This is a genomic window from Paracoccus spongiarum (assembly GCF_030732095.1).
GTDB lineage: Bacteria > Pseudomonadota > Alphaproteobacteria > Rhodobacterales > Rhodobacteraceae > Paracoccus > Paracoccus spongiarum.
In genome coordinates this window covers 231,694-256,997 of the sequence record NZ_JAVAMQ010000003.1, presented here as the reverse complement: position 1 = coordinate 256,997, position 25,304 = coordinate 231,694, and the positions used below count along the sequence as shown (strand labels likewise).

Below are 25,304 nucleotides of genomic sequence, written 5' to 3'. Positions count from 1 at the left end.
GGGAGGATTCGTCAGATTGCACACGCCTTAGCACCGGGCTAGCCTGCGGCAAACCCCGCAGGAGACGTCTTTATGGCCAGCATCGACTATTATCTCGGAACGATCAGCCCCTACTGCTACCTGGCCGGCCTGCGGCTGGAACGGATCGCCGCGCGGCACGGCGCCGGCGTCACCTACAAGCCTGTCGACCTGCTGCAACTCTTCGACCGCACCGGCGGCGTCCGACCGGCCAACCGCCATGCCAGCCGGATGGACTACCGCGCGCAGGAACTGCTGCGCTGGGCCGACCATCTGGACATGCCCTTCAACCTGAAACCCGCGCACTGGCCGGTCAACATGGCGCCGTCCTCCTATGCGGTGATCGCCGCGCAGCAGGCCGGCGGGGGCGATCTGGGCGGGCTGGTCCACGGCTTCACCCGCGCGGTCTGGGCCGAACAGCGCGACATCAGCGAGGACGGCGTGATCCGCGACATCCTGGCCGCGCATGGCTTCGATGCCGGTCTGGCCGACAGCGGGCTGTTCGTCGGCGCCGAGACCTATGGCCGCAACCTGGAACAGGCGGTCGAGGCCGGCGCGTTCGGGGCGCCCTTCTATGTCGTGCGCGAGACCGGGCAGAAATTCTGGGGGCAGGACCGCCTCGACTTCCTCGACCGGCACCTGGCCAGCCTGTGAGCGGCATCTTTCGGCGCCACTGGCCGGGCGCGCCGGATCGGCCGGCGCTGGCGCTGCATTGCATGCTGGCCAGCGGCAGCTATTGGGGGGCGATCGCCGCCCGGCTGGGCGGGCGTGTCGACCTGCGCGGCTTCGACATGCCGGGGCATGGCCGCAGCGGGCCGTGGGTTCCCGGCCCCGAGGATCCCGATTTCCACACCGCCGTCACCCGCATCGCGGCCAGCTTCATCGACCGGCCGCTGGACCTGATCGGCCACAGCCTCGGCGCGACCGTGGCGCTGCGCATCGCCATCGCGGCGCCCGAGGCGCTGCGCAGCCTGACCCTGATCGAGCCGGTGCTGTTCGCCGCCGTCAGCGATCCGGTGCAGGACGCCCGCGACGCCGAGATGGCCGCCCTGCTGGCCGCCGGCCGCGACGACCAGGCCACCCGCGCCTTCATGGCCGCATGGGGCGCGCAGGGCTATGACGATCTGCCGCCGCCCGCCCGGGCGCAGATGCGCGCCCGCATCGGGCTTGTCGCCGCCAGCGTGCCGACCCTGTCGGGCGACAGCGCCGGCCTGTTGCGGCCCGGCGGTCTCGAGGCGATCGACGCGCCGGTGCTGCTGATCTCGGGCACGCAATCGCCCCCGGTGATCCATGCGATCACCGATGCGCTGGCCGCGCGGCTGTCGGATGTGGGCCGCGCGCAGGTGCCGGGTGCGGGGCACATGCTGCCGATCACCCATCCCGACGAGGTGGCCGGGCTGATCGCGGTCAATCTGGACCGCGGCTGATCGCGCAGGCGCAGGGGTCACAGGTCGAAATCATCCTCGTGACGGACCGCGCCGATGGCCAGCCATTCGGCGCGGATGCGCGCCACGCGGGTATCGCCCCAGGTGCGGAACACGATCTCGAAGCCCGCCTCGCTGATCCTGTCCGAAGAGATGTCGGCGCGCTGGTTGCTGCCGCCCGCGATGTCCCACATGCCGATCGCGACATGCACCACCGGCGGCGCAAGGAACGGCTCGGCGAAGGTGATCCGCTGCCGGACCACGCGCGGCCCCTCGTCCGCCCACATCGGGCCCTCATCCTCGAAGGCCGAGAACAGCATGCTGGCACCGCGCGTCACGCCGACCGCACCCTGGCTGATCCGCTGCATTCGGTTCCTCCCGGCCTGCAGCCTATACCGCCCTGATCCCAAAGCGAAAGCCCCGGCGATCTGCCGGGGCTTGGCTAATTGGTCAAGTTCGATCGACCCGGCCTGCCGGATCAGTCGGGAATGGTCGCCTGTTTCGGGTCCAGCCCGACATGCGTGCCCAGGGCCTCCATGTCGGCCAGCATCTTCACGGCCGCAGTGACGATCTCCTCGCCGACGCTGTCGCGCTTCTGCTCGACCGATTTGCGGCGGCGATGGGCGTCCCGGATCATCTCGTCAAGGATCTCCTGGGTCATCTCGCCACGCGGATGGCCGCGTTCGGCCAGGAGGCTGACCGATTCCCCGTTGATCTCGGCAAAGCCGCCGGTCACCGCGAATTCGGTCTGCGTGCCGTCGGCCGCCACCACCGTGACAAGCCCCGGACGCAGGGTGACGATGGTCGGTGCGTGGCCGGGCATGGCGGTCAGGTCGCCATCGCTGCCCGGCAGGCGCACCTCGCGCACCGGAACCGAGGCAAGCCTCCGCTCCGGCGACACCAGGTCGAACTGCATGGTATCGGCCATTCTGCCCCCTTACGCCGCTTCGGCGGCGAGACGCTCGGCTTTCGCCTTCACCTCGTCGATATCGCCCACCATGTAGAATGCGGCCTCGGGCAGGTGGTCGTATTCGCCGGCAACCACCGCCTTGAACGAGGCGATGGTCTTTTCCAGCGGGACCTGCACGCCGTCCGACCCGGTGAACACCTTTGCCACGTCGAAGGGCTGCGACAGGAAGCGCTGGATCTTGCGGGCTCGGGCCACGGTCAGCTTGTCCTCTTCCGACAGCTCGTCCATGCCGAGGATGGCGATGATGTCCTGCAGCGACTTGTATTTCTGCAGGATGCCCTGCACGTCGCGGGCCACCTGGTAATGCTCTTCGCCGACCACGGCCGGGTCGAGGATCCGCGAGTTCGAGTCCAGCGGGTCCACGGCCGGATAGATGCCCAGCTCCGAGATCGCCCGCGACAGCACGGTCGTGGCGTCGAGGTGGGCGAAGGTCGTGGCGGGCGCCGGGTCGGTGAGGTCGTCGGCCGGAACATAGACGGCCTGGATCGAGGTGATCGAGCCGTTCTTCGTCGAGGTGATGCGTTCCTGCATCGCGCCCATGTCGGTGGCCAGCGTCGGCTGGTAGCCCACGGCCGAGGGGATGCGGCCCAGCAGCGCCGACACTTCCGACCCCGCCTGGGTAAAGCGGAAGATGTTGTCCACGAAGAACAGCACGTCCGTGCCGGTGCTGTCGCGGAACTGCTCGGCCAGGGTCAGGCCGGTCAGCGCGACGCGCATCCGCGCCCCCGGAGGCTCGTTCATCTGTCCGTAGACCAGCGCAACCTGGCTCTCGGACAGGTTGTCCGGCTTGATGACGCCCGATTCCACCATCTCGTGATAGAGGTCGTTGCCCTCGCGGGTGCGCTCACCGACGCCCGCGAACACCGAATAGCCCGAATGGACCTTGGCGATGTTGTTGATCAGTTCCATGATCAGAACCGTCTTGCCGACGCCCGCGCCGCCGAACAGGCCGATCTTGCCGCCCTTCGAGTAGGGGGCCAGCAGGTCGATGACCTTGATGCCGGTCACGAGGATCTCGGAGCTGGTCGCCTGCGCGGCGAATTCCGGCGCCGGCTGGTGGATGCCGCGCGTCTCGGTCGCCTGGATCGGCTCGCCCTCGTCGACCGGCTCGCCGACGACGTTGATGATGCGGCCCAGCGTCGCGTCGCCCACCGGCACGGTGATCGGACCGCCGCTGTCGCTGACCGGCTCGCCGCGGACCAGGCCCTCGGTCGAGTCCATGGCGATGGTGCGGACGGTGTTCTCGCCCAGATGCTGGGCCACTTCCAGGACCAGCTTCTTGCCGTTGTTGTGGGTTTCCAGCGCGTTCAGGATCGCCGGCAGGTGGTTGTCGAACTGCACGTCAACGACGGCGCCGATCACCTGCGTGATTTTACCAGTGGCCTCTGCCATGTTGTCACCTCTGCTTTACGGTCAGAGCGCCTCGGCGCCCGAAATGATTTCGATGAGTTCCTTGGTGATCGCCGCCTGACGCGAGCGGTTGTACTCGGTGGTCAGCCTGTCGATCATGTCGCCCGCGTTGCGCGTGGCGTTGTCCATGGCACTCATCCGCGCGCCCTGCTCGGACGCCGCATTTTCCAGAAGCGCCGCGAAGATCTGCGTCGCGACCGAACGCGGCAGCAGTTCGGCCAGGATGGCCTCTTCGCCGGGCTCGTAGTCATAAAGCGCCGAGGCCCCGGAGGCGTCGCCCTCGGGGGCTTCGGCCGGGATGATCTGGCGGGCGGTCGGGATCTGGCTGATCACCGACTCGAACCGGTTGTAGAAGATCGTCGCCACGTCGAACTCGCCGGCCTCGAAGCGGTCCAGCACGTCCTCGGCGATGGCGCGGGCATTGTCATAGCCGACGCGCTTGACCTCGGACAGGTCGACATGGCTCACGAACAGGCTGCCATAGTCGCGCTTCAGCTGCTCGCGGCCCTTCTTGCCGACGGTCAGGATCGCGACCTGCTTGCCCTGCCCGCGCAGCAGCTCGGCATGCTGGCGCGCCAGCTTGACGATCGAGCTGTTGAAGCCGCCCGCAAGGCCGCGCTCGGCGGTCATCACCACCAGCAGGTGCCGGCGATCCTCGCCGGTGCCGGCCAGCAGCCGCGGCGCGGTGCCCGACCCCGACGCTGTCGCGGTCAGCCCGGCCATCACCGCCGCCATGCGGTCTGCATAGGGACGCGCGGCCTCGGCCGCCTCCTGCGCGCGGCGCAGCTTGGCGGCGGCGACCATCTGCATCGCCTTGGTGATCTTCCGCGTGTTCTTGACGCTTCCGATCCGGTTCTTGAGATCCTTGAGACTGGGCATCTGTTCCCCTCTCAGGCGCGGGTCTTGGAGTATTCGTCCAGCGCCGCCTTGATCGCGTCTTCCAGATCGCCCGACACCTTGCGGTCGTTGCGGGTCATGTCGTCCAGAAGGTCCGACTTCTGGTTGCGCAGGAACTGGATCAGCCCGTCTTCCCAGGCCACGACCTCGCGCACCGGCACGTTGTCGATGAAGCCCTTGGTGCCGGCATAGATCACGATGACGATCTCGGCGTTGGTCAGCGGGCGGTATTGCGGCTGCTTCATCAGCTCGGTCAGGCGCGACCCGCGGTTCAGCAGGCGCTGCGTCGCGGCGTCAAGGTCCGAGCCGAACTGCGCGAAGGCCGCCATCTCGCGGTACTGCGCCAGTTCCAGCTTGACCGGGCCGGCGACCGATTTCATCGCCTTGGTCTGCGCGGCCGAGCCCACGCGGCTGACCGACAGGCCGGTGTTCACGGCCGGCCGGATGCCCTGGAAGAACAGCTCGGTCTCCAGGAAGATCTGGCCGTCGGTGATCGAGATGACGTTGGTCGGGATATAGGCCGACACGTCGCCCGCCTGCGTCTCGATGATCGGCAGCGCGGTCAGCGAGCCGGCGCCATTGGCCTCGTTCAGCTTGGCCGAACGCTCCAGCAGGCGCGAATGCAGGTAGAAAACGTCGCCCGGATAGGCTTCGCGGCCGGGCGGACGGCGCAGCAGCAGCGACATCTGGCGATAGGCCACGGCCTGTTTCGACAGATCGTCATAGATGATCAGCGCGTCCATGCCGTTGTCGCGGAAATACTCGCCGATGGCGGTCGCGGAATAGGGCGCCAGGAACTGCATCGGCGCCGGGTCCGAGGCGGTCGCGGCCACGACGGTGGTGTAGGCCATGGCGCCGGTCTCTTCCAGCTTCTTGACCAGCTGGGCCACGGTCGAGCGTTTCTGGCCCACCGCGACATAGACGCAGTGCAGCGTCTTCATGCCGTCGGCCTCGCGGCCGTTGTAGTTCAGCTGGTTCAGGATCGTGTCCAGCGCGATCGCGGTCTTGCCGGTCTGGCGGTCGCCGATGATCAGCTCGCGCTGGCCGCGGCCCACGGGGATCATCGCGTCCACCGCCTTCAGGCCGGTCGCCATCGGCTCATGGACCGATTTGCGCGGCATGATGCCCGGCGCCTTCACGTCGGCCACGCGACGCTCGGTCGCCTCGATCGGGCCCTTGCCGTCGATCGGGTTGCCAAGGCCGTCCACGACGCGGCCCAGCAGGGCCTTGCCCACCGGCACGTCCACGATGGCGCGGGTGCGCTTGACGGTGTCGCCTTCCTTGATCGAGCGGTCGTCGCCGAAGATCACGACGCCGACATTGTCGGTCTCGAGGTTCAGCACCATGCCGCGGATGCCGCCGGGGAATTCGACCATCTCGCCGGCCTGCACCTTGTCGAGGCCGTAGACGCGGGCGATGCCGTCACCGACGGACAGCACCTGGCCGACTTCGGCGACTTCGGCTTCCTGACCGAAATTCTTGATCTGATCCTTGAGGATGGCCGAAATCTCGGCAGCCTGGATTCCCATTATCCGACCTCTTTCATGGTATTCTGGAGGGAGGCGAGCTTCGAGCGGATCGACGAATCGATCATCTGCGAGCCCAGCTTGACGATCATGCCGCCGATGAGGCCCTCATCGACGCGGGTGTTCAGTTTCACGGTCTTGCCCGATTTCTGCGCCAGCGTGTCGCGCAGCCGCGCCTGCTGGTCGTCGGTCAGGGCGATGGCGCTGGTCACCTCGGCGGTGACCTCGCCCCGCTCCTCGGCGATCAGCGCCTGCAGCTGGCGCACCAGCTGCGGCAGCACGAACAGGCGCCGGTTGCGGGCCATCAGCTGCATCGTGTTGGCCAGCGTGGCCGACAGCCCCATCTTCTCGCCCAGCGCCCCGATGGCGCGGGATTGCTGGTCCCGGCTGTAGAGCGGCGACGAGATCAGGTCGCGCAATTCGGCGCTGTCGGCAAGCGCGGCGCCAAGATCGCCGGTCTCGCGGGCCAGCGCCTCCAGCCCGCCCTGTTCCTTCACGATGTCGAAGACGGCCTGCGCATAGCGGCCGGCAATGCTGTGGGACATGGAAACGGAATTGGCCACGGTCGTCCTTTACGGTTGGCGCAATCCCCGCTGGCGGGCCGGGCCTTGGGCCGGTCAGTCACGGGGTGCGGGTCGCGGTCGCACGGCTTATGGAGGGCCGTCCTGAAATCTGCGGCGTCTCTAGCAGGTGATTTCGCGCCGGGCAACCGGGAAGGACACGGAAATGAGAGGCGCCGGGCCGCCGGACTCGCCTGCATTCAGGGGCATGGGAGAATTGGTCGACAGGGCGCTGTCGCGGGGGTGCGGCAGGCGGTCGCACCCCCGCGGATGCGACGACGCCGGGCCCGCGGAACGGACCCGGCGGCGATGGTCGGGATTCGCGGTCGCGGCGGCCTAGAACGCGGTCGGCAGCGACGGGGCGAAGGCGGCGCGCGCCCGTCCCGCCGCGCGACCCGGATCGGGGGCGGCGACCGGCAGGGTCGCGGCCGCAAGGTCGCGCCAGTCCGGACCCTCGGCCCGCCGGGCCGCGATCTCGAAGGGACGCGCTGGCTGCTCGGCCCGCGCCGGCATCGGCGCGGCATCGGCCAGCCAGTCCGGCGGCTCGACCAGCATCGGCCGGGTCACCAGTGCGCCCAGCCGGGCGATGTCGCAGGGCCAGTCGGCCTGCTGCGCCGAGGCGGCCGGGGCGGCGCCCTCGGCCGCGGCCAGCAGGGTTCCCGCGCCGCGCCAGGACAGCGCATAGCCCGAGGCCAGCCCCGTGCTGGCCGCCAGCGGCCGCAGCGCGACATTCGCGGATGCCTCGCAGCCGCCCCACAGCCAGGCGCGGGCCCGGCCGTGGCTGAACTGGGTCAGGTCGGCATGAAGATAGCCGCGGGCCAGCAGGAATTCGACGAAGCCCGGCATCAGCCGGGCCCCGTCCTCGATCATGATGCCCCCGGGCAGATCCTCGTCGCGCAGCTGCTGCCAGGCGCGGCGGTGCAGCTGCGCGCGCCAGCCGCGGCACGATGCACCCCTCACCGTTTCCAGCACACGAAACGGCAGGCCGCGGGATCGCAAGGTTTCGGTCAGCCGCCCTTCACGGCGCTGAACGCCCGCCGTGCAGAGGACAAAAATGGGCCAGCCATCCAGGGCCGGCGAGACGCAAACAGCACACATGACACCATACCACCTAAAAACTTACCACTTGGTCAGTCTAGGCGATTTTCCGCCGATGGGACACCTCACCTTATGGACAGGTTTTGCGCGATTGGCTGCCTTGCTCAACCAGCGGTCGGGCGCAGTCAGCGCGCGGGCGATCGCCCCGCCCCCGAGGGACGCCGTGTCGCCGGGGCGCGGCCGGGCCGCGGCAGGCCCACGCCGTCGAGGATGTCCAGCGGGCTGGGGACATGCACCTTCAGCCCCGGCGCGGCGGGGGCGCGGCCATGCTTGGACAACTCGACCAGCGTGACGCCGGCGATCAGCACCCGGCTGATGCGCAGGCCGGTGCGTTCCCACATCTGCGCGCTGCGCAGCCAGAAGCGCCGGTCCGAGGGCGGGATGTAGACCGCCGAGCCGTGCCATTCGGTGGTGAAGCCCGCGGCCCGCGTCTGCGCCTCGATCTGCCCGGCGGTATAGCTGCGGCCAAAGCCGAAGGGCGTGCGGTCCGAGGCCGCCCACAGCCCGGCCCGGTTCGGCACCATCAGCATCATCCGCCCGCCCGGGCCCAGCACCCGCCAGGTCTCGCGCAGCAGCGCGGCGGGGTGGTCGCTGGTCTCCAGCCCGTGCAGCATCACCAGCCGGTCGATGCTGCCCGTATCGACCGGCCAGGCCGTCTCGTCGCACAGCACGCTGTGATTGGGCATCCCCGCGGGCCAGGCCATCACCCCTTGCGGCCCCGGCATCAGCGCGGTGACGCGCCGCGCCTCGGTCAGGTAGGGCCGCAGCATCGGTGCGGCAAAGCCGAACCCCGCGACGGCCATGCCGGTGCTGCCCGCCGGGCTCCAGCGTTGCGTCAGCCGGTCGCGCAGGATCCGCTGCACGACCCGGCCCAGGGCGCGCTGGTAGTAGAACCGTCGCAGATCGTCGATGTCGTGGTGCATTGCGCCCCGGCCCGGCTTTTGTCAGGCTGAACCACATCACACAGCAGGGGATTTGCCAATGCCGCTGGAACTGGTCACGCTGCGCTGCCTGACGGACAACTACGCCTATCTGCTGCACGGCGCGGCGGGCACCGTGCTGGTCGACGCCCCCGAGGCGGCGCCCGTGCTGACCGAGATCGCGGCCCGCGGCTGGCGGCTGGACGCGATCCTGCTGACCCATCACCACGACGACCATGTGCAGGCGGTGCCCCGGATCGTCGCCGAGACGGGCGCGCGGGTGATCGGCGCGGCCGCCGACGCCCACCGCCTGCCGCCGCTGGACCTCTCCGTGGCCCCCGGCGAGCGGCTGGAGGTGCTGGGCGAGACGGCGCAGGCGATCGACGTGTCGGGCCACACCATCGGCCATCTGGCCTTCCACTTCCCGGACTCGGGGCTGGCCTTCACCGCCGACAGCCTGATGGCGCTGGGCTGCGGGCGCCTGTTCGAGGGCGACGCGCCGATGATGTGGGACAGTCTGTCGCGGCTGAACGCCCTGCCCGCCGACACGCTGATCTGTTCCGGCCATGACTACTGCACCGGCAACGGCGCCTTCGCGACCAGTGTCGATCCCGACAATGCCGACCTGCGCGCCCGCCTGGCCGCCATCGCCGCGGCCAGCCAGCCCTGCGCCCCCGCGACACTGGCCTGCGAACGCGCCACCAACCCCTTCCTGCGCGTCGACGCGCTGCGCGACCGGCTGGAGATGCAGGACGCCTCGGACGCGGCGGTGTTCGGGCGGCTGCGCGCCATGAAGGACCGCTTCTGATGCGGCCCGGCCACAGCCAAGCCAATTCGGCCCGCGCGCCGGCCCGACTTGAAAATCGCCGGCACGGGCATCACATCTGCCTCATCCGTGGGAAAAACGCGCGCGTTTCGTCAAAAAGAACTTGATGCCGGGCGAATTCCACCAAATCTTAACTGTATCGTGACAGTCTGGGCAGGTGGGCCGCAAGATATGCCCATACCGCCAGCCGACTGACAGGAGACGACCGTGCCAAGCTTCTCGACCTCCCTGGAACAGGCCATTCACCAGGCACTTGCTCTGGCAAACGAACATCGACACGAGCTGGCGACGCTGGAACACCTGCTGCTGGCCCTGACCGACGAACCCGACGCGGTGAAGGTCATGCGCGCCTGCAACGTCAATCTGGACGAACTGCGCAAGCTGCTGATCGATTTCATCGAGGATGACCTGTCCACCCTGATCACCGATGTCGAGGGCTCCGAGGCGGTGCCGACCGCGGCCTTCCAGCGGGTGATCCAGCGCGCGGCGATCCATGTGCAAAGCTCGGGCCGGCAAGAGGTGACCGGCGCGAACGTGCTGGTCGCGATCTTCGCCGAACGGGAATCGAATGCCGCGTTCTTCCTGCAGGAAATGGACATGACCCGCTATGACGCGGTGAACTTCATCGCCCATGGCGTCGCCAAGAACCCCTCCTTCAGCGAGAATCGCAAGGTCGTCGGCTCGGACGAGCCGGCCGGCCAGAAACAGGCCGAGGCCCCGCCGGAGGCCAAGGAAGAAACCGCCCTGTCGAAATTCTGCGTCGATCTGAACGTCAAGTCGCGCAAGGGCGACGTGGACCCGCTGATCGGCCGCGAGGACGAGGTCGAACGCTGCATCCAGGTGCTGTGCCGGCGCCGCAAGAACAACCCGCTGCTGGTCGGCGATCCGGGCGTCGGCAAGACCGCCATCGCCGAGGGGCTGGCCAAGAAGATCGTCGAGGGGCAGACCCCCGAGGTGCTGTCTGGCGCCACGATCTTCTCGCTGGACATGGGCGCGCTGCTGGCCGGAACCCGCTATCGCGGCGATTTCGAAGAGCGGCTGAAGGCCGTCGTAAAGGAGCTCGAGGCCCATCCCGACGCGATCCTGTTCATCGACGAGATCCATACCGTGATCGGCGCCGGCGCCACCTCGGGCGGGGCGATGGATGCCTCGAACCTGCTGAAACCCGCGCTGGCGGGCGGCAAGCTGCGCTGCATGGGATCGACGACCTACAAGGAATACCGTCAGCATTTCGAAAAGGACCGCGCGCTCAGCCGCCGGTTCCAGAAGATCGACGTGAACGAGCCCTCGGTCGCCGACACCGTCAAGATCCTGATGGGGCTGAAGCCGCATTTCGAAAAGCATCACGACCTGCGCTATACCAACGAGGCGATCCGCACCGCGGTGGAACTGGCGCATCGTTACATCAACGACCGCAAGCTGCCCGACAGCGCCATCGACGTGATCGACGAGGCCGGCGCGGCCCAGCACCTGCTGTCTGAAAGCAAGCGCCGCAAGACCATCAGCCCGAAGGAGATCGAGGCCGTGGTGGCCAAGATCGCCCGCATCCCGCCGAAGAATGTCAGCAAGGACGATGCCGAGGTGCTGCGCGATCTCGAGGTGACGCTGAAGCGCGTGGTCTTTGGCCAGGACGCCGCGATCTCGGCGTTGTCCTCGGCCATCAAGCTGGCGCGGGCCGGGCTGCGCGAGCCCGAGAAGCCGATCGGCAACTATCTGTTCGCCGGCCCCACCGGCGTCGGCAAGACCGAAGTTGCCAAGCAGCTTGCCTCGACGCTGGGGGTCGAGCTGCTGCGCTTCGACATGTCCGAATACATGGAAAAGCACGCCGTCAGCCGGCTGATCGGCGCGCCCCCGGGCTATGTCGGGTTCGATCAGGGCGGCCTGCTGACCGACGGCGTGGACCAGCACCCCCATTGCGTGCTGCTGCTGGACGAGATCGAGAAGGCGCACCCGGATGTCTACAACATCCTGCTGCAGGTGATGGATCACGGCCGGCTGACAGACCATAACGGCCGGCAGGTGGATTTCCGCAATGTCATCCTGATCATGACCAGCAATGCCGGGGCCTCGGACATGCAGAAGGCCGCGATCGGCTTTGGCCGCGACAAGCGCGAGGGCGAGGATACCGCCGCCATCGAGCGCACCTTCACGCCCGAATTCCGCAACCGCCTCGATGCCGTCATCAGCTTCACGCCGCTGTCGCGCGAAGTGGTCGTGCATGTGGTCGAGAAATTCGTGCTGCAGCTGGAAGCCCAGCTGATGGATCGCAACGTGCATATCGAGCTGACGCCCGAAGCCGCCGACTGGCTGGCCGAAAAGGGCTATGACGACCGCATGGGCGCCCGCCCGCTGGGCCGGGTCATCCAGGAAAACATCAAGAAACCGCTGGCCGAGGAATTGCTGTTCGGCCGGCTGACCAAGGGCGGCGTGGTGCGCGTCAAGATCGAGGACGACAAGCCGGTCTTCGACATCTCGGGCCCCGACGCGCCGCGCATCGGCAAGGCCCGCACGCCGCTGCTGACCGCGGAATAGCCGCGGCGCCGCGCGCGCCCCGCGCGACGGGGGACAAGGCCCCCGCCGCGACCGCCCGGGTCGTTCCGGGTCTTGGGAAACAGCAACGAGGGCTGCCGGGAAATCTCCCGGCAGCCGTCCTATCCGAGGGATGATTTGTCCGGTCCGGCCGATGCCGTCGCGCGAGTCCTGTCCCGCCGCAACACCGGCCGGAAAAATCCTTCGCGGATGTCTGCGCCGTCACCGACGGCCAGGCTCGCTTCGGTCGGGGGGCCTTCTTGACCACGGATCACGGTCGAAAGACCGGAGATCGCGTGATCAGGAAGCGTCGCCAATAAGCCTTGCAGAAGACTGGCCCGAGACTGCCCGCAATTTCGACCTGATCCCTCGGGGCTCCCGACTGCGGCAATGTCGGGACCGCTCATGACGTCCCCACCCCCGTTGTCAGGGGCAAGCATGCCACGAGCCGGCGCCCGGCGGCGGCGGCCAGAGTATCGGCGCGGTCCACCGGCCTCGGCGCCCACACCCTGTCGAGCGACGATCGATACCCGCGAATATCGGAAGCTCTGGAAGACGGGGATGATCCTGCCGGCTGGATCATGGCCGCAGGATGGAATGCGCACATCATCAAGGCAACGGTGTCTGCGACATCGGCTTCGTCATCGTCTCGAACGCGCCTCGGCGAGGAGGATCGAGGGCTGCGCTCCGTCAATCGCAGCCTGGAAGGCCCGGCCGCGGGGCGTGTGGAATCCGCTGTCTCGACCGTCCGGACGAGGTCATCGTCAGCCGCAGAGCCGGAAGGCGCGGACCGGCGGCAATGGCAGGAAGGCGAGGTCTTCGGGCGTCCGCCTCATCCATCGCCCCTGCAAGGGCCGGCCGCGCGCGCATTCCGGTATCCCCGGACCCTCGGACCTGGAAGACGCGGACCGACACCCTGCGCATCCTGCGGTGCATCGTCACTGGCGGCAGCATCACGACCATGCGGCGGCGTTGGGCAGATCCGGATACCGCCGGGCAAATCGCGTAAGCCGTCCCGACAGCCGCATCGTCCGGCTGGAGCCGACGCTGCTGGCCTTCGAACGCGCGAAGCCGAGGGCGTGGAAGCAGACGTCGGAAGGGTCAGGCCGATTCATCCTGATGCGGATCGCCCGGGATGACGTCACGATTTCGCTCACATGGGAAAGGCGTCCCGATCGGCGCCCGACCCCCCGACCGTTCTGCGTCCCGGCCGATATGCGCCGTGGCTACGCCTTGCGGATCGACGCGGCAGTTCGACCCGAACATCGATCCCGTCACCGTCATCAAGACGCATTCCCTCGATCAGGCCGGTCAGCCTGCGAAGATCCGTCGGATCTGCACCCGGAAATCCGGGATCAGCCTGACGGCGCCGACGATGCATGTCCACTGGCCGGGCGGACGGCTCGAGGAGGCTATGCCCTTTGCCGGCGGGTCGGGGCGATGGCGGATATTCGCCGCGCGGTTCAGGAAAGCCTCCAGATGGACATCAAGGACGCCCTCGTCCCGTCCGACGTGCAGACCAGGCCCGCGTGATCGGATGCCGACCTCGCCAGAAGAGGTTCATCGGCACGGTGCAACATCAGGGACGAACGGTTCGACGAGAACCGCCGAGCGCGCGATGTGAGAGGTTCACGATGCGTGGGACGATCCAGCGGGTCATGTCCGGCCTTTCGTTCTCCTCCGGTTTTCGTAAGCCCGTTGCGGGCGACGACCTGAACAGGCGGTTCGGCACCTTCGCCGGTCAGGTTGTCAAGGGACAGGTTCGTCAGCCGCAACTGCGGCCGCCGCAGCGCATGCAATCTCAGCAGCAGCGCCACCAGCAATCGGCGACACCGCCACAACGCCGGGCGGTCGCCCGGCAACCCCGGCCCCAGCACCCCAGATGAGCCTGAACGAGCGCATGGCCGTGCGGCGCGCCCTGTCCGCGGCTGGCCCTGACACGGGTGCGATCGACGGGGTTCCGGGGTCGGGCAGCCGCCGCGCGTTTGCCAGCCGGCAGGGCGCGATGGGCGCATCGCCCACGGGTGGCGCGCAACGAAACCCTGCGCGCCACCCGTCACCACGGCCGGCCGCTCCTTCGGATCGGTATGATCGCGGCGCCGCCGCGCGCGATGATCGCGCGGTGGCAGCGGCGCGTGTCAGAAACGCCGTCCGCGGTCACGGTGCCGATGTCCTCGCCCCTGGGGATCGGGTCCATCAGGTCCGGCAGAACACGGCTGTCGCCTTCCGGGCTGTTGGCGAACGCCACGGCACGGATGTCCGAGGTGGCGGTTTCCATGGCCAGATGGACCTTGCGCCCTTGGCGGCGGCCCTGAACGCCATGCTCGCGGGCTTGCCGCTGCGATCGCCCGGGAACGTGATACCGGTGCTGTCCTCCGGCAGGTCTTCCGCCTGCGGCATGGCATGGAGTCGTCTGGAACCGGCCAGTCCGGCCCGGCCTGGCGATGGAGGCTCGTGCCCCGTCCGGGCGGTCTGCCCCAGCGGCAGCCTGAACAGCACCTCGATCGACGCAGAACCGGATCGCGGCGTTCGAGAACAACGGCGGGCGCCCCGGGCGGCCTTCATGCGGCGCGTGCAAGGCACTTTTCCTGTCCAGCCAGATCAGCGGTGGATCACGCTGTCTCGGCGCAGTGTTCTCGTCAGACCGGCGAGGGGTGCTGCAGCGGGCGGGCTTGGGCTTGCTCAGGCCGGCCGTCTCACCGCATGGATGCGCGCTGTGTGTCCTGCCCGCCTGGACTTCTGCGGCAATGCCGTTCGCAAAGGTCGATGGGATCGACACCATCACCCGCATCGACCTTGGCACGAGGCGCCACCATCCTGCCGACAGGATCTGCTGACGTCCCCGCCGCGGCCCTCACGGCGCGGGGATATCACCATTTTTCGCAAGCGGCTGGCCCGGCGGCCCGACGTCTCGGCCAGGTCTCGCCGGAGAATGAGGCAGGCCTCATGGGATTGCCCGTCCGGCTGGCGTCGCAGACGGCGCCAGGACCGAAGGGTTTCTGGGCTTGGCCACAAGGACCGCTTGTCTGCCCGCACCCGAAGCCGCCTTTTGTGGAAGGTCAGCCTCGTCCGAAGGGCGGACCGGCGCCCCTCTCCTCCAGGACCGTTCACCCCGAGCCACCCCGAGAAACCGCGCGTCGCCCGGGGTCGTGTCGCGCAACCCGAAACGAGCCAGCGACCGCGACGGGGCCTTGGCCCATGCCGGCGGCCGCGGGGCCGATCGACCTGGGGCGGCTTGCGCCCCCCTGCCCCCGGCCTGGCCGAGGCGCTCAGCCCAGATCGGCGCCCAGGCCCTGCATCAGCGCGACGAAATCCGGGAAGGATGTCGCGATCGGGCCGCCGTCATCGACGCCCACCGGCTGCCCGGTCGCGAGGCCGAGGACCAGGAAGGACATCGCGATCCGGTGGTCCAGGTGGCTCTCGCAAAGCCCCCCGCCCGGCACGCGGCCCATGCCGTGCACGGTCATGCTGTCCGGCGTCTCCTCGACCTGCACGCCATTGGCGCGCAGCCCGCGGGCCATCGCGTCGATGCGGTCGCTTTCCTTCACGCGCAGCTCGGCCACGCCGTTCATCACCGTCTCGCCCTCGGCGAAGGCGGCGATCACCGACAGGATCGGAAACTCGTCAATCATGCTGGCCGCGCGCCCGGCCGGCACCGTGACGCCCCGCAGCGGGCCATGCCGCACCACCAGGTCGGCCACCGGCTCGCCACCCTCCTCGCGGACATTCTCGAAGGCGATGTCGGCGCCCATCTCCTGCAGGGTGACATACAGCCCGTCGCGGGTCGGGTTGCGGCTGACGCCCGGCACCCGGATCTCCGAGCCGGGCACGATCAGCGCCGCGGCGACCGGAAACGCCGCGCTCGAGGGATCGCGCGGCACCGCGACCGGCTGGGCGCGCAGCTCGGGCCGGCCGGTCAGCGTGACCACATGCCCCTCGGCGGTGGTCTCGCTGCGGATCTGCGCGCCGAATCCCGCCAGCATCCGTTCGGAATGATCCCGCGTCGGCTCGGCCTCGATCACCACGGTCTCGCCGGGCGCGTTCAGCCCGGCCAGCAGGATCGCCGACTTGATCTGCGCGCTGGCGACCGGCGTGCGATAGCGCAGCGGCAGCGGATCGGCGGCGCCCTCGATGGTGATCGGCAGCCGCCCGCCCTCGCGCGCGGTGATCCGGGCGCCGAATTCGGCCAGCGGATCGGTCACCCGCGCCATCGGCCGGCGCGACAGGCTGGCATCGCCGGTGAAGGTCGCGGTGATCGGCGTGGTCGCCATCGCGCCCATGATCAGCCGCACGCCGGTGCCGGAATTGCCGCAGTCGATGACGCCCTCGGGCTCGGAAAAGCCGCCGACGCCCACCCCCTGCACCGTCCACGCGCCGGGGCCCTGCCGCGCCACCCCGGCCCCGAAGGCGGCCATCGCCCTGGCGGTATCCAGCACGTCCTGCCCTTCCAGAAGCCCGGTGATGCGCGTCTCGCCGACCGACAGCGCGCCAAGGATCAGCGCGCGGTGGCTGATCGACTTGTCGCCCGGCACCTGCGCGGTGCCGCGCAGCGGCCCGCTGCGGCGCGAGGACATGGGGCGGGGTTCGGCGGAATGGGACATGGGAACACCTTCTCGATTGCGCGGCTGTTGTAGCGCCGCCGCGCCGCCGCCGCCACCGCGATAATGCCCCCGACGCCGCTCAGCCGGCGCTGGCGGTCGCGGCCTGCGGCAGTTCGGCGGCCGCCGGATCGGGCTGGCCCGCCGCCTCGTGCTCGGCCAGCCAGGCCTCGGCGTCCAGCGCGGCCATGCAGCCCATGCCGGCGCTGGTGACGGCCTGCCGATAGACGTGGTCGGTCAGGTCGCCCGCCGCGAAGACGCCGGGAACCGAGGTGCGGGTGCTGCCCGGCTCGACCTTGACATAGCCGCCGTGATGCAGCTCCAGCTGGTCGGCGACCAGCTGGCTGGCCGGCGCATGCCCGATCGCCACGAAGACGCCATCGGCCGCGACCTCGCGCCGGGCGCCGTCCTTGACCGATTCCAGCACCGCGCCGGTGACGCCCATCGGGCTTTCGGCACCCTGCACCTCGACCAGCGCGTGGTCCCAGATCACCTCGACCTTGGGGTTGCGGAACAGCCGTTCCTGCAGGATCTTCTCGGCGCGCAGGCTGTCGCGGCGATGCACCAGCGTCACCTTGCTGGCGAACTTGGTCAGGAACAGCGCCTCCTCGACCGCGGTGTTGCCGCCGCCGATCACCAGCACCTCGCGGCCACGATAGAAGAAGCCGTCGCAGGTGGCGCAGGCGCTGACGCCAAAGCCCTTGAACTTCTCTTCCGAGGGCAGCCCCAGCCAGCGCGCCTGCGCGCCGGTGGCCAGGATCACCGCATCCGCCGTAACCCGCCGGCCGCTGTCGCATTCCGCCACGAAGGGCCGCACGCCCAGGTCCAGCCGGGTGACCACGTCGGTCACGATCTCGGCGCCCATCGCGGCGGCGTGGGCCTCCATCTTCACCATCAGCTCCGGGCCCTGGATCTCGGTCTCGCCGGGCCAGTTCTCGACCTCGGTGGTGATCGTCAGCTGCCCGCCCGGCTGCATCCCCTGGATCAGCATCGGCCGCAGCATCGCCCGCGCGCCATAGACTGCCGCCGTATAGCCCGCCGGCCCCGAGCCCACGATCAGAAGTTTCACATGCGTGCCGTCAGTCATCTTGCGCCCCGTCATCAACCTGGTGCATCAGGTAATCGCTTGCGGCGGCTTCTGCAACGTGCCGCGATGCGCGCCGGTCCAGGAAACAATGTTGCGCGCAACAGCCCCGCATTGTAGTTTCCGGAAACGCCAGAACCCCAATCAAGAAAGAGCAGCATGGCCGGCGCGAAACTGGATGTCATCGACCGCAAGATCCTGGCCGAGTTGCAGGCCGACGGGCGCATGACCAATGTCGAGCTTGCGCGCCGCGTCGGCATCTCGGCGCCGCCCTGCCTGCGCCGCGTCCGCGCGCTGGAGGAACTGGGCTATATCCGCGGCTACCACGCCGACATCGACGCGCGCGAGCTGGGCTTCGAGGTGCAGGTCTTCGCGATGGTGCGCCTGGCCTCGCAATCCGAACGCGACCTGTCGGCCTTCGAGGCCCGCGTGCGCGGCTGGCCGCTGGTCCGCGAATGCCACATGCTGAACGGCGAGATCGACTTCATCCTGAAATGCGTGGCCCCCGACCTGTCCGGCTTCCAGCGTTTCCTGACCGAACAGCTGACCGCCGCCCCCAACGTCGCCAGCGTCAAGACCTCGCTGGTCATCCGCGCCGCCAAGGACGACCCCTCGGTGCCCTTCGAGGTGGTCGAGGAGAGGGTGCGCGAGGCGGGGTAATCTGCGAAGGAGAAGGAAATGCGGCGTGCCTTCGTCGGCTTTTCCACCCCGGTAGGATTCGACTACAACGCCCCTGATCGGGACGACGCCGGGCCACCGCCGGTCCTGATCGGCTGTACAGGATTGCTCATTCTCTACGACGAAATTTGGTTTGCCCATCCGGTGGTCTGCCCTCGAAATATGCGGGACCTGGAGTACGTGAAGTTCATCTGCGACGAGTTTCCGGGCGCGCAGCTGAACCTCGATGAACGGGTATCCTGCCTTTTGAATGACGACGAACCGCCCCCGCGACTGGATGTCCTCGCAGAGAACACGACGTATGACGACTTTCTCACGTCGTTTGGCGGCAAAGGGCGTTACGACTATCACAGTCAGCATGTCGACTTTCTGGGCGAAAGCATCTCTGCCAAGCCGGTTGTCGAACGCCTGGCCGCCGACATGATCATCATCGACCACTTCGACGACTTCAATGACTTGCAGCTTGACCCTTGCTTCAACGCCATCACATGCAACCTGTGCGGGCCGTCCCCGTATCAGTATCTGGATTCTCGCAATGCGAGCATCATTTCCGACCTTGCCGAAAAAACGCTCAGGCTCCCCAATCTCTATGACATTGTCGGCAAGGATGGACCGTATCACCCGGTGCTCGAAGAACTCAGGAACCACGATTTCGTTGAGGAGTTCAGGTCATGGGCTGCAAGGCAAGACACACGTCTCGACAATCAGACGATCGCGGCTATCGCCGATGAACTGAACGGGCACACGGAAGAGTTCGACCACAGATTGCGCCGCGCCGGGATCAGCGAAAGCAGCCTTCGGAAGGTGTCGGTTTCCTATCTGCTCAACCAGACCTTGAATCTCGTTCCTGGCGCGGGGACCGTTCACAATCTGATCACCTTTTCCGAGCAACGACGCCGCCGCAGGGAGCAGCGGTTGTTTGCCTTTTGCGCAGAGGCCCAGACCAGCGTGAGGAATGCGCTGAGGCCCAGTCAACGCGCACCGTGACAACGGTTCACTAACCCACCGTGCGTTGTCGGTGTACAGCCTGTGCACGCGCCGTGCCTGCCCGGTGCACGCCCTGTGCGGCGAAAATCCCTGCATTTGCCGGGCGCGGCGCTGCCGCCCCGTTGCGCCGGCCACCACGCAACGCGCGGCGGCGTTGCGCGGGGCGCCGCATCGGCCGGCCGCGGGCGGCCGGCCGGTCATCGCGGGTGCCGTGGTCAGGCGGCCACCTCGAGCGGCGACAGGCAGGCGCGCAGTTCGGCCTCCAGCGCCGGGCGGTCAAGCTGGCGGCCGATGAAGACGATGCGGCTCTCGCGGCGTTCGTCGGCGCGCCAGGGGTGATCGGGGCGCAGGTCGATCAACTCGTGGACGGCCTGCAGCACGAAGAACCGCTCGTCGCCCTCCATCCACAGGATGCCCTTGGTGCGGAAGGCGTTTTCGGCGTTCTCGGCCAGATGGCGCTTCAGGAACGCCATCAGCCGGTCCTGATCGAAAGGCCGGTCGAAGGTGAACGAGACCGACGAGACGCTGGGATCGTGGCTGTGATTGTGGTGATGGCCATGCGCGCCGTCCAGATCCAGCAGCTTGGCCCGTTCCTCGACATAGGAGGGGGTGAAGCCGCTGATCCCCAGGATCGCGTCCAGATCGACCTTGCCATATTGGGCGCGCAGGATCTCGGCGGTCTGGTTCAGCTCGCGCAGATCCGCATCCAGCGCATCCAGTTCGGCTTCGCTGACCAGATCGGTCTTGTTCACGATGATCCGGTCGGCGGCGACCACCTGATCGACGGCCTGGTTCTCGCGCCCGTCCAGCTGCTTGTCGTGCAGGTGCTGGCCGAAATGCTTGGCATCCACCAGCGTCACGATGGCATCCAGCAGGACGGCCTCGGTCACCTCGGGGTCGATGAAGAAGCTGGTCGCGACCGGCGTCGGGTCGGCCAGCCCGCTGGTTTCCACGATCACATGGTCAAAGCGGTCCTTTTGCGCCAGCAGCTTCTTCATCACCTGGATCAGGTCGTTGCGGACATCCACGAAGCAGCAGATGCAGCCGTTCTTCATCTGGAAGATTTCCTCGTCCGAGGCGAGGACCAGATCCGAATCCACGTCGATCTCGCCGAACTCGTTCTCGATCACTGCGATGCGGTGGCCGTGCCGCTCGGTCAGGATGTAGTTCAGCAGCGTCGTCTTGCCGGCGCCGAGAAAGCCCGTGAGGATGGTGACGGGGATCTTCTGGTCCTGGATTTCGTAAACCTGCATGTCAAGCGTTCTCCTGTTTCTGCCGCAGGCCGTTCAGCACGTCCTCGGGGGTGATGGGATAGTGGTGGAAGCGCACGCCGATGGCGTCGTGGACGGCGTTGGCGATGGCCGGGCCGATGGCGATGATCGGGTCCTCGCCCACGCCCTTGGCACCCCAGGGACCGCCGGGATCGGGCGCGGCCTCGAGGATGATCGTGTCGATGTCCGGCATGTCCATCGACAGCGGCATCTTGTAGTCGACCAGCCCCGCATTCAGCGACCGGCCGGTGCTGCGGTCGATGATGTAGTCCTCGGTCAGGGTATGGCCGATGCCCTGCTGGATGCCGCCCTCGATCTGGCCCTGTGCGGCAATGGGGTGGATCACGCGCCCCACGTCATGGACCGGGACCACCTTGCGGCATTCGATGATGCCGGTCTCGGTGTCCACGGCGACCTCGACGAAATGCGCGGCGAAGGAATAGGACTTCGTCGGCATGTAGGTGCCGTTGGCGATCAGATGCTCGGCCGGGATGCCGCGCGATGGGCCCATCGCCTCGGCCACCGTCAGGGTCTGGCCGGGCTTGCCCTGAACGGTGATGACGCCGTCGACCATCGCCAGATGCTCGGGACTTTCCTGCAACCGCTCGGCCGCGCGGGCCAGAACCCGCTGGCGAAGATCGGCGGCGGCCATCTTTGCCGCACTGCCGACGAGATAGGTCGTGTGGCTGGCGAAGGCGCCGATGTCCCAGGGGACGACATCCGTGTCGCCATGCACGACCGAGACCGACTCGAAGGTGACGCCCAGTTCCTCGGCGACGATCTGCGCCAGGGCGGTGTGCGCGCCGGTGCCGAGGCCGGCAGCCCCGGTCAGCAGGGTGACGCTGCCGTCCTCGTTCATCTTGACGGTGGCGTTGCCCTGTTCCCTGATGCCCGGATAGGCGGAGGATCCGTGCATCTCGCAGCCGATTCCCCAGCCCTTGCGGATCGCGGGGTTGGCGGGATCGCCGCGGCCGGCCGCGCGCTTGCCTGGCCAGTCGAAGGCCTCGATGCCGCGGCTGATGCAGGCTTCCAGCCCGCGCCCGACGATGGGATGGCCGGAGGGCGCGATATCGCCTTCGCGCACCGCGTTCAGCAGCCGCATTTGCGCGGGGTCGATCCCCAGCCTTTCGGCCGCCTCGTCGATCTGGATGTCGATGGCGAAATAGGTCTGCACCACGCCATAGCCGCGATAGGCCCCCGCGATCGGCGTGTTGGTATAGACCGCCCGCCCGTCCAGCCGCACATTCGGGCAGCGATAGAGCGAGGTGGCCGAGGCCGTGCCGACATTCGTGACGCCGGGGCTGTGCGAGCCGTAGGCGCCCGATTCATACACGATCTTCATGTCGCGCGCGGTCAGGGTGCCGTCCTTGCGGAAGCCCTGTTTCAGCCACATGCGGAACGGGTGGCGCGAGCGCCCGGCGATGAAGGTTTCCTTGCGCGTGAACTCCATCTTCACCGGCCGGCGGCATTGCCTGGCCAGCAGCGCACAGAGGAATTCGTGCTGGAACAGGTCCTGCTTGGCGCCGAAGCCACCGCCCATGTGATCGACGAGGACGCGGACCTTGTTCTGAGGCAGGTCCAGCACCTCGGCCAGCGCGCCGCGAACCATGAACGAGGTCTGGGTCGAGGTCCAGAAGGTCAGCTTGCCCGACCCGTCCCAGTCCGCGACGCAGACATTCGGCTCCATGTAGGTGGGAACCGGGCGGCCGCCCTCGAACACGCCTTCGAGGATCAGGTCCGCCTCGGCAAAGCCCGCCTCGACATCGCCGCGTTCGATATGGACCGGCGGGATCACCAGGTTGCCGCCCGGTCCGACATCATGGATCAGCGGCGCGCCCGGTTGCTGGGCCGCGTCGATGTCGAGAACCGCGGGAAGCGGTTCGTATTCCACCTCGATCAGGTCCAGCGCCTCGTCGGCGATCTCTTCGCTGACCGCGGCCACGGCAGCCACGCCTTCGCCCCAGAAGCGCACCTTGTCCTCGAGAATGTACTGATCCTTGGTGCAAGAGGCCGAGCGCGGATGCGGCGAGCCGTAATGCAGCACCTTCGGCACGTCATGATGGGTCAGAACCGCCTTGACGCCCGGATAGGCCAGTGCCTTCGAGACGTCGATATGCTTGATGCGCGCATGGGCGATCTCGGCCCGCTTGATCTTGCCGTGCAGAAGGCCCGGCAGGTGATAGTCCCCGGTATAGCGACCCTCGCCCGTGACCTTCTCGATCACGTCCTGGCGCTTGACGCTTTTGCCGACGATGCGGAAATCCTGCTTGGTCATCGTCATGCCTCCACGGATTGGCTTTTGGCGGCCGCCATGCGGCGGCCGGCGGTGCGGATGGCGTCGAAGATCTTGGTATAGCCGGTGCAGCGGCAGATGTTGCCCGACAGCCCGAAGCGGATTTCCTCGTCCGTGGGCAGCGGGTTCTGGTCCAGCAGATGCTTGGCCATGATGAGGATGCCCGGCGTGCAGAAGCCGCATTGCGAGGCGCCGTGTTCCATGAACGCATCCTGCAGCGGGTGCAACTCGTCCGGTCCGGGTTGCAGCCCCTCGACGGTCTGCACGCTGGCGCCCTGCGCCTCGACGGCCAGCATCAGGCAGGCATTCACGGGCTGGCCGTCCACGATCACCGTGCAGGCCCCGCAATCGCCCACGTCGCAGCCCTTCTTGGTGCCGGTCAGCCCGGCCTCCTCGCGCAGCACGTCGAGAAGCGAACGATAGGGTTCGATGGCCAGGCTGCGATCCTCGCCGTTCACGGTCAGTTCCAGAAGCGTCTTGGTCATGCCGCTTGCTCCATTGCCTGGGTGACGGCGCGGCGGGTCAGAACGCCCACCATCTCGCGCCGGTAGTCCGCCGAACTGCGGACATTGCTGATCGGGGTGCATTCCTGCATCGCCTGCCGGGCCGCGGCCTCGATGGTGGCGGCATCCAGCCGCGATCCGGTCAGGATCGCCTCGGCCTGCGGCGCGCGCAGCACCACCGGCCCCACCGCGCCAAGCGCGATGCGCGCCCCGGTGCAGATGCCGTCAGCGGTGTCGAGGCTGACCGCGACGCCGACCGTGGCCAGTTCCATCGCCTTGCGCCGGCCATGCTTCAGATAGGCGCGGCGGCTGCCCGGCGCGGGCGGCGGCACGGTGATGGCCACCGCGATCTCGCCCGGTTCCAGCACCGACCGGCCCGGCCCGGTGAAGAACTCGGCCAGCGGGATGCTGCGACCGCCTTCGGGGCGGAAGGTCTCGATGCTGGCGCCGTCGGCAACCAGCGGCGGGATCGAATCGGCCGAGGGCGAGGCGCGGCAGATGTTGCCGATGACGGTGGCGCGGTTGCGCACCTGGATCGAGGCCAGCGCACGCATCGCCGCATGCAGGTTCGGATAGCGCGCGGCCACGTCGGCCGAGGCTTCCAGCTGGCCCGCCGTCACCAGCGCGCCAAAGCGCAGCCCGTCGCGGTCGGACCATTCCACCCGGTCAAGGCCCGGGACGCGCTTGATGTTGACCAGATGGGCCACGCTGCGCAGGCGTTCGCGGATTTCCACGAACAGGTCGGTGCCCCCTGCCAGCAGGAAGGCCCCCTGCCCCAGCGTCCCCATCAGGCGGGACGCCTCCTCCAGCGTCGCCGGCTCGTGATATTCGAATCGTCGCAATTCGCCCTCCTCTGGCTGGTCGCAAGCTTGGTCGTGATGCCTGGCCGCTTACCGATCGGGGCTACGCCGGGGGTCGTGTCTTTCCTGTCTGCTCCTCAGCCGGGCTCTGCCGTGGCTTCGCGCAGGAATTCGCGTTCCAGCGCCAGAAGCAGTTGCGTGTTGATGGCCTCGGCCTCGGCGCCGTCCTTGCGCAGCAGGGCGGCAACCGTGCGGGTATGGGCGATGACGCCCGAAAAGCTGGACTGCTTTCCGGTCCTGCTGTTGCCCAGCAGCGGCTGGCAGGCGATCAGTTCGTTGACAAAGCGGGTCATCATCTCGTTGCCGGCCAGTTCCATCACCGTGGCATGGAAGGCCCGCGACAGATGCCGCGCCTCGGTCACGCGGCCGTCGTCATAGGCGGCCGCCTCGCGGCGCAGGATGTCCACCAGCCGGTCGCGTCCGGCATCGTCCATCGTCTCGGCCAGGTCGCGCAGCGCCGCGCCTTCGTTGACAATCCGCGCCTGCATGATCTGGCGAATCGTCTCTGGCGAGTATTGCACGACGGTCGCCCCGCGGTTCGGGGTCAGCACCACCAGCCCGGCCTGCGCCAGCCGCGCAAGGCCCTGACGCACCGCCTGGCGGTTGGCCACGGCACCGTCCGATAACTCTCGTTCGACAAGCCGATCACCAGGTTGAAGGCGATTCTGCTGAATTGCCTCGGTGATAAGGCGCACGACGCGCTCCTCCGCCTCGGGGCCGCTTTTGCGCCATTCCGGGGCCGAAGGCAGGACGTCTGCAGTGCGGGGAACGATCTGATCCATGAGCCTTTCCGATTGTCGACAATTTTAAGCTTGCAGATTCGGGCAAAGATTGTCAACGATCTTGTTCAGG

23 protein-coding genes and 1 pseudogene are annotated in these 25,304 nt (G+C 68.0%); 8 read left to right on the top strand and 16 right to left on the bottom strand.

What is annotated here, in order from left to right; genetic code table 11:
* Positions 1–72 precede the first annotated feature (72 nt).
* Positions 73–672 carry a 2-hydroxychromene-2-carboxylate isomerase gene (locus tag Q5Y72_RS05040; RefSeq protein ID WP_305962299.1) on the top strand — a complete coding sequence of 200 codons (600 nt, stop codon included), beginning with the start codon at positions 73–75 and terminating at the stop codon, positions 670–672.
* A complete protein-coding gene (locus Q5Y72_RS05035) occupies positions 669–1,445 on the top strand; it encodes an alpha/beta fold hydrolase (protein ID WP_305962298.1) in 777 nt (258 codons plus the stop codon). Before Q5Y72_RS05040 ends, Q5Y72_RS05035 begins: the two co-directional genes overlap by 4 nt.
* A 17-nt stretch (positions 1,446–1,462) precedes the next feature.
* Here the strand turns inward: Q5Y72_RS05035 and Q5Y72_RS05030 are convergent, their stop codons facing one another.
* The 8 genes from Q5Y72_RS05030 to Q5Y72_RS04995 form a co-directional block, all read right to left on the bottom strand.
* Positions 1,463–1,810 (bottom strand): H-type lectin domain-containing protein, encoded by a 348-nt coding sequence (locus Q5Y72_RS05030; protein WP_305962297.1) that lies wholly within the window; start codon positions 1,808–1,810, stop codon positions 1,463–1,465.
* 110 nt (positions 1,811–1,920) lie between these two features.
* A complete protein-coding gene (locus Q5Y72_RS05025) occupies positions 1,921–2,370 on the bottom strand; it encodes a F0F1 ATP synthase subunit epsilon (RefSeq protein ID WP_305962296.1) in 450 nt (149 codons plus the stop codon).
* A gap of 9 nt (positions 2,371–2,379) precedes the next feature.
* Positions 2,380–3,804, bottom strand: a complete 1,425-nt coding sequence (gene atpD, locus Q5Y72_RS05020) for a F0F1 ATP synthase subunit beta (protein WP_305962295.1) — start codon at positions 3,802–3,804, stop codon at positions 2,380–2,382.
* Between the two features lie 21 nt (positions 3,805–3,825).
* Positions 3,826–4,701: a F0F1 ATP synthase subunit gamma gene (locus Q5Y72_RS05015; protein ID WP_305962294.1), complete on the bottom strand. Its 876-nt coding sequence runs from the start codon at positions 4,699–4,701 to the stop codon at positions 3,826–3,828.
* Positions 4,702–4,712: 11 nt separating this feature from the next.
* Entirely contained in the window at positions 4,713–6,248 is a 1,536-nt protein-coding gene (gene atpA, locus Q5Y72_RS05010) for a F0F1 ATP synthase subunit alpha (RefSeq protein ID WP_305962293.1), read from the bottom strand.
* Complete coding sequence (locus tag Q5Y72_RS05005) at positions 6,248–6,808, bottom strand: F0F1 ATP synthase subunit delta (RefSeq protein ID WP_305962292.1); 561 nt, start codon at positions 6,806–6,808, stop codon at positions 6,248–6,250. The genes atpA and Q5Y72_RS05005 overlap by 1 nt, the downstream gene beginning before the upstream one ends.
* A 333-nt stretch (positions 6,809–7,141) precedes the next feature.
* Positions 7,142–7,765, bottom strand: a complete 624-nt coding sequence (locus Q5Y72_RS05000; protein WP_305962291.1) for a glycosyltransferase family protein — start codon at positions 7,763–7,765, stop codon at positions 7,142–7,144.
* Positions 7,766–8,028: 263 nt separating this feature from the next.
* Entirely contained in the window at positions 8,029–8,826 is a 798-nt protein-coding gene (locus tag Q5Y72_RS04995) for a methyltransferase domain-containing protein (RefSeq protein ID WP_305962290.1), read from the bottom strand.
* Positions 8,827–8,884: 58 nt separating this feature from the next.
* Between Q5Y72_RS04995 and gloB the strand changes: the two genes are divergently transcribed.
* The 4 genes from gloB (at position 8,885) to Q5Y72_RS04975 (ending at position 14,064) form a co-directional block, all read left to right on the top strand.
* A complete protein-coding gene (gene gloB, locus Q5Y72_RS04990; protein ID WP_305962289.1) occupies positions 8,885–9,631 on the top strand; it encodes a hydroxyacylglutathione hydrolase in 747 nt (248 codons plus the stop codon).
* A gap of 225 nt (positions 9,632–9,856) precedes the next feature.
* A complete protein-coding gene (clpA, locus tag Q5Y72_RS04985; RefSeq protein ID WP_305962288.1) occupies positions 9,857–12,181 on the top strand; it encodes an ATP-dependent Clp protease ATP-binding subunit ClpA in 2,325 nt (774 codons plus the stop codon).
* A 927-nt stretch (positions 12,182–13,108) separates the two neighbouring features.
* The gene (locus tag Q5Y72_RS04980; protein WP_305962287.1) at positions 13,109–13,711 is read left to right on the top strand and encodes a hypothetical protein; all 603 of its coding nucleotides are present in this window, start codon (positions 13,109–13,111) and stop codon (positions 13,709–13,711) included.
* 101 nt (positions 13,712–13,812) lie between these two features.
* A complete protein-coding gene (locus Q5Y72_RS04975) occupies positions 13,813–14,064 on the top strand; it encodes a hypothetical protein (protein ID WP_305962286.1) in 252 nt (83 codons plus the stop codon).
* A gap of 173 nt (positions 14,065–14,237) precedes the next feature.
* Here the strand turns inward: Q5Y72_RS04975 and Q5Y72_RS04970 are convergent.
* The 3 genes and pseudogenes from Q5Y72_RS04970 to trxB form a co-directional block, all read right to left on the bottom strand.
* A pseudogene (locus Q5Y72_RS04970) lies at positions 14,238–14,864 on the bottom strand (transposase); the annotation flags it as partial.
* A 583-nt stretch (positions 14,865–15,447) separates the two neighbouring features.
* Positions 15,448–16,779 (bottom strand): 3-phosphoshikimate 1-carboxyvinyltransferase, encoded by a 1,332-nt coding sequence (gene aroA / locus Q5Y72_RS04965; protein WP_305962285.1) that lies wholly within the window; start codon positions 16,777–16,779, stop codon positions 15,448–15,450.
* Positions 16,780–16,858: 79 nt separating this feature from the next.
* The gene (gene trxB, locus Q5Y72_RS04960; protein WP_371930760.1) at positions 16,859–17,863 is read right to left on the bottom strand and encodes a thioredoxin-disulfide reductase; all 1,005 of its coding nucleotides are present in this window, start codon (positions 17,861–17,863) and stop codon (positions 16,859–16,861) included.
* Between the two features lie 156 nt (positions 17,864–18,019).
* Here trxB and Q5Y72_RS04955 point away from each other — a divergent pair, with 156 nt between their 5' ends.
* Positions 18,020–18,520, top strand: a complete 501-nt coding sequence (locus Q5Y72_RS04955) for an Lrp/AsnC family transcriptional regulator (RefSeq protein WP_305962283.1) — start codon at positions 18,020–18,022, stop codon at positions 18,518–18,520.
* Between the two features lie 18 nt (positions 18,521–18,538).
* The gene (locus Q5Y72_RS04950) at positions 18,539–19,525 is read left to right on the top strand and encodes a hypothetical protein (RefSeq protein WP_305962282.1); all 987 of its coding nucleotides are present in this window, start codon (positions 18,539–18,541) and stop codon (positions 19,523–19,525) included.
* Positions 19,526–19,740: 215 nt separating this feature from the next.
* Here Q5Y72_RS04950 and Q5Y72_RS04945 read toward each other — a convergent pair whose 3' ends face one another.
* The 5 genes from Q5Y72_RS04945 to Q5Y72_RS04925 form a co-directional block, all read right to left on the bottom strand.
* Positions 19,741–20,778 carry a CobW family GTP-binding protein gene (locus Q5Y72_RS04945; protein WP_305962281.1) on the bottom strand — a complete coding sequence of 346 codons (1,038 nt, stop codon included), beginning with the start codon at positions 20,776–20,778 and terminating at the stop codon, positions 19,741–19,743.
* Between the two features lies 1 nt (position 20,779).
* Positions 20,780–23,071 carry a xanthine dehydrogenase family protein molybdopterin-binding subunit gene (locus Q5Y72_RS04940; protein ID WP_305962280.1) on the bottom strand — a complete coding sequence of 764 codons (2,292 nt, stop codon included), beginning with the start codon at positions 23,069–23,071 and terminating at the stop codon, positions 20,780–20,782.
* Positions 23,072–23,073: 2 nt separating this feature from the next.
* On the bottom strand, positions 23,074–23,574 hold the full coding sequence (locus Q5Y72_RS04935) for a (2Fe-2S)-binding protein (RefSeq protein ID WP_305962279.1): 501 nt from the start codon (positions 23,572–23,574) through the stop codon (positions 23,074–23,076).
* On the bottom strand, positions 23,571–24,434 hold the full coding sequence (locus Q5Y72_RS04930) for an FAD binding domain-containing protein (protein WP_305962278.1): 864 nt from the start codon (positions 24,432–24,434) through the stop codon (positions 23,571–23,573). Before Q5Y72_RS04930 ends, Q5Y72_RS04935 begins: the two co-directional genes overlap by 4 nt.
* Positions 24,435–24,529: 95 nt before the next feature.
* Positions 24,530–25,234: a GntR family transcriptional regulator gene (locus Q5Y72_RS04925; RefSeq protein WP_305962277.1), complete on the bottom strand. Its 705-nt coding sequence runs from the start codon at positions 25,232–25,234 to the stop codon at positions 24,530–24,532.
* Between the last annotated feature and the right edge of the window lie 70 nt (positions 25,235–25,304).

Coding starts and splice junctions, on each gene's coding strand:
- Q5Y72_RS05040 (WP_305962299.1), top strand. CDS start 73: ATGGCCAGCATCGACTATTATCTCGGAACGATCAGCCCCTACTGCTAC.
- Q5Y72_RS05030 (WP_305962297.1), bottom strand. CDS start 1,810: ATGCAGCGGATCAGCCAGGGTGCGGTCGGCGTGACGCGCGGTGCCAGC.
- Q5Y72_RS05025 (WP_305962296.1), bottom strand. CDS start 2,370: ATGGCCGATACCATGCAGTTCGACCTGGTGTCGCCGGAGCGGAGGCTT.
- atpD (WP_305962295.1), bottom strand. CDS start 3,804: ATGGCAGAGGCCACTGGTAAAATCACGCAGGTGATCGGCGCCGTCGTT.
- Q5Y72_RS05015 (WP_305962294.1), bottom strand. CDS start 4,701: ATGCCCAGTCTCAAGGATCTCAAGAACCGGATCGGAAGCGTCAAGAAC.
- atpA (WP_305962293.1), bottom strand. CDS start 6,248: ATGGGAATCCAGGCTGCCGAGATTTCGGCCATCCTCAAGGATCAGATC.
- Q5Y72_RS04995 (WP_305962290.1), bottom strand. CDS start 8,826: ATGCACCACGACATCGACGATCTGCGACGGTTCTACTACCAGCGCGCC.
- gloB (WP_305962289.1), top strand. CDS start 8,885: ATGCCGCTGGAACTGGTCACGCTGCGCTGCCTGACGGACAACTACGCC.
- Q5Y72_RS04975 (WP_305962286.1), top strand. CDS start 13,813: ATGCGTGGGACGATCCAGCGGGTCATGTCCGGCCTTTCGTTCTCCTCC.
- aroA (WP_305962285.1), bottom strand. CDS start 16,779: ATGTCCCATTCCGCCGAACCCCGCCCCATGTCCTCGCGCCGCAGCGGG.
- trxB (WP_371930760.1), bottom strand. CDS start 17,863: ATGACTGACGGCACGCATGTGAAACTTCTGATCGTGGGCTCGGGGCCG.
- Q5Y72_RS04955 (WP_305962283.1), top strand. CDS start 18,020: ATGGCCGGCGCGAAACTGGATGTCATCGACCGCAAGATCCTGGCCGAG.
- Q5Y72_RS04950 (WP_305962282.1), top strand. CDS start 18,539: ATGCGGCGTGCCTTCGTCGGCTTTTCCACCCCGGTAGGATTCGACTAC.
- Q5Y72_RS04945 (WP_305962281.1), bottom strand. CDS start 20,778: ATGCAGGTTTACGAAATCCAGGACCAGAAGATCCCCGTCACCATCCTC.
- Q5Y72_RS04940 (WP_305962280.1), bottom strand. CDS start 23,071: ATGACCAAGCAGGATTTCCGCATCGTCGGCAAAAGCGTCAAGCGCCAG.
- Q5Y72_RS04935 (WP_305962279.1), bottom strand. CDS start 23,574: ATGACCAAGACGCTTCTGGAACTGACCGTGAACGGCGAGGATCGCAGC.
- Q5Y72_RS04925 (WP_305962277.1), bottom strand. CDS start 25,234: ATGGATCAGATCGTTCCCCGCACTGCAGACGTCCTGCCTTCGGCCCCG.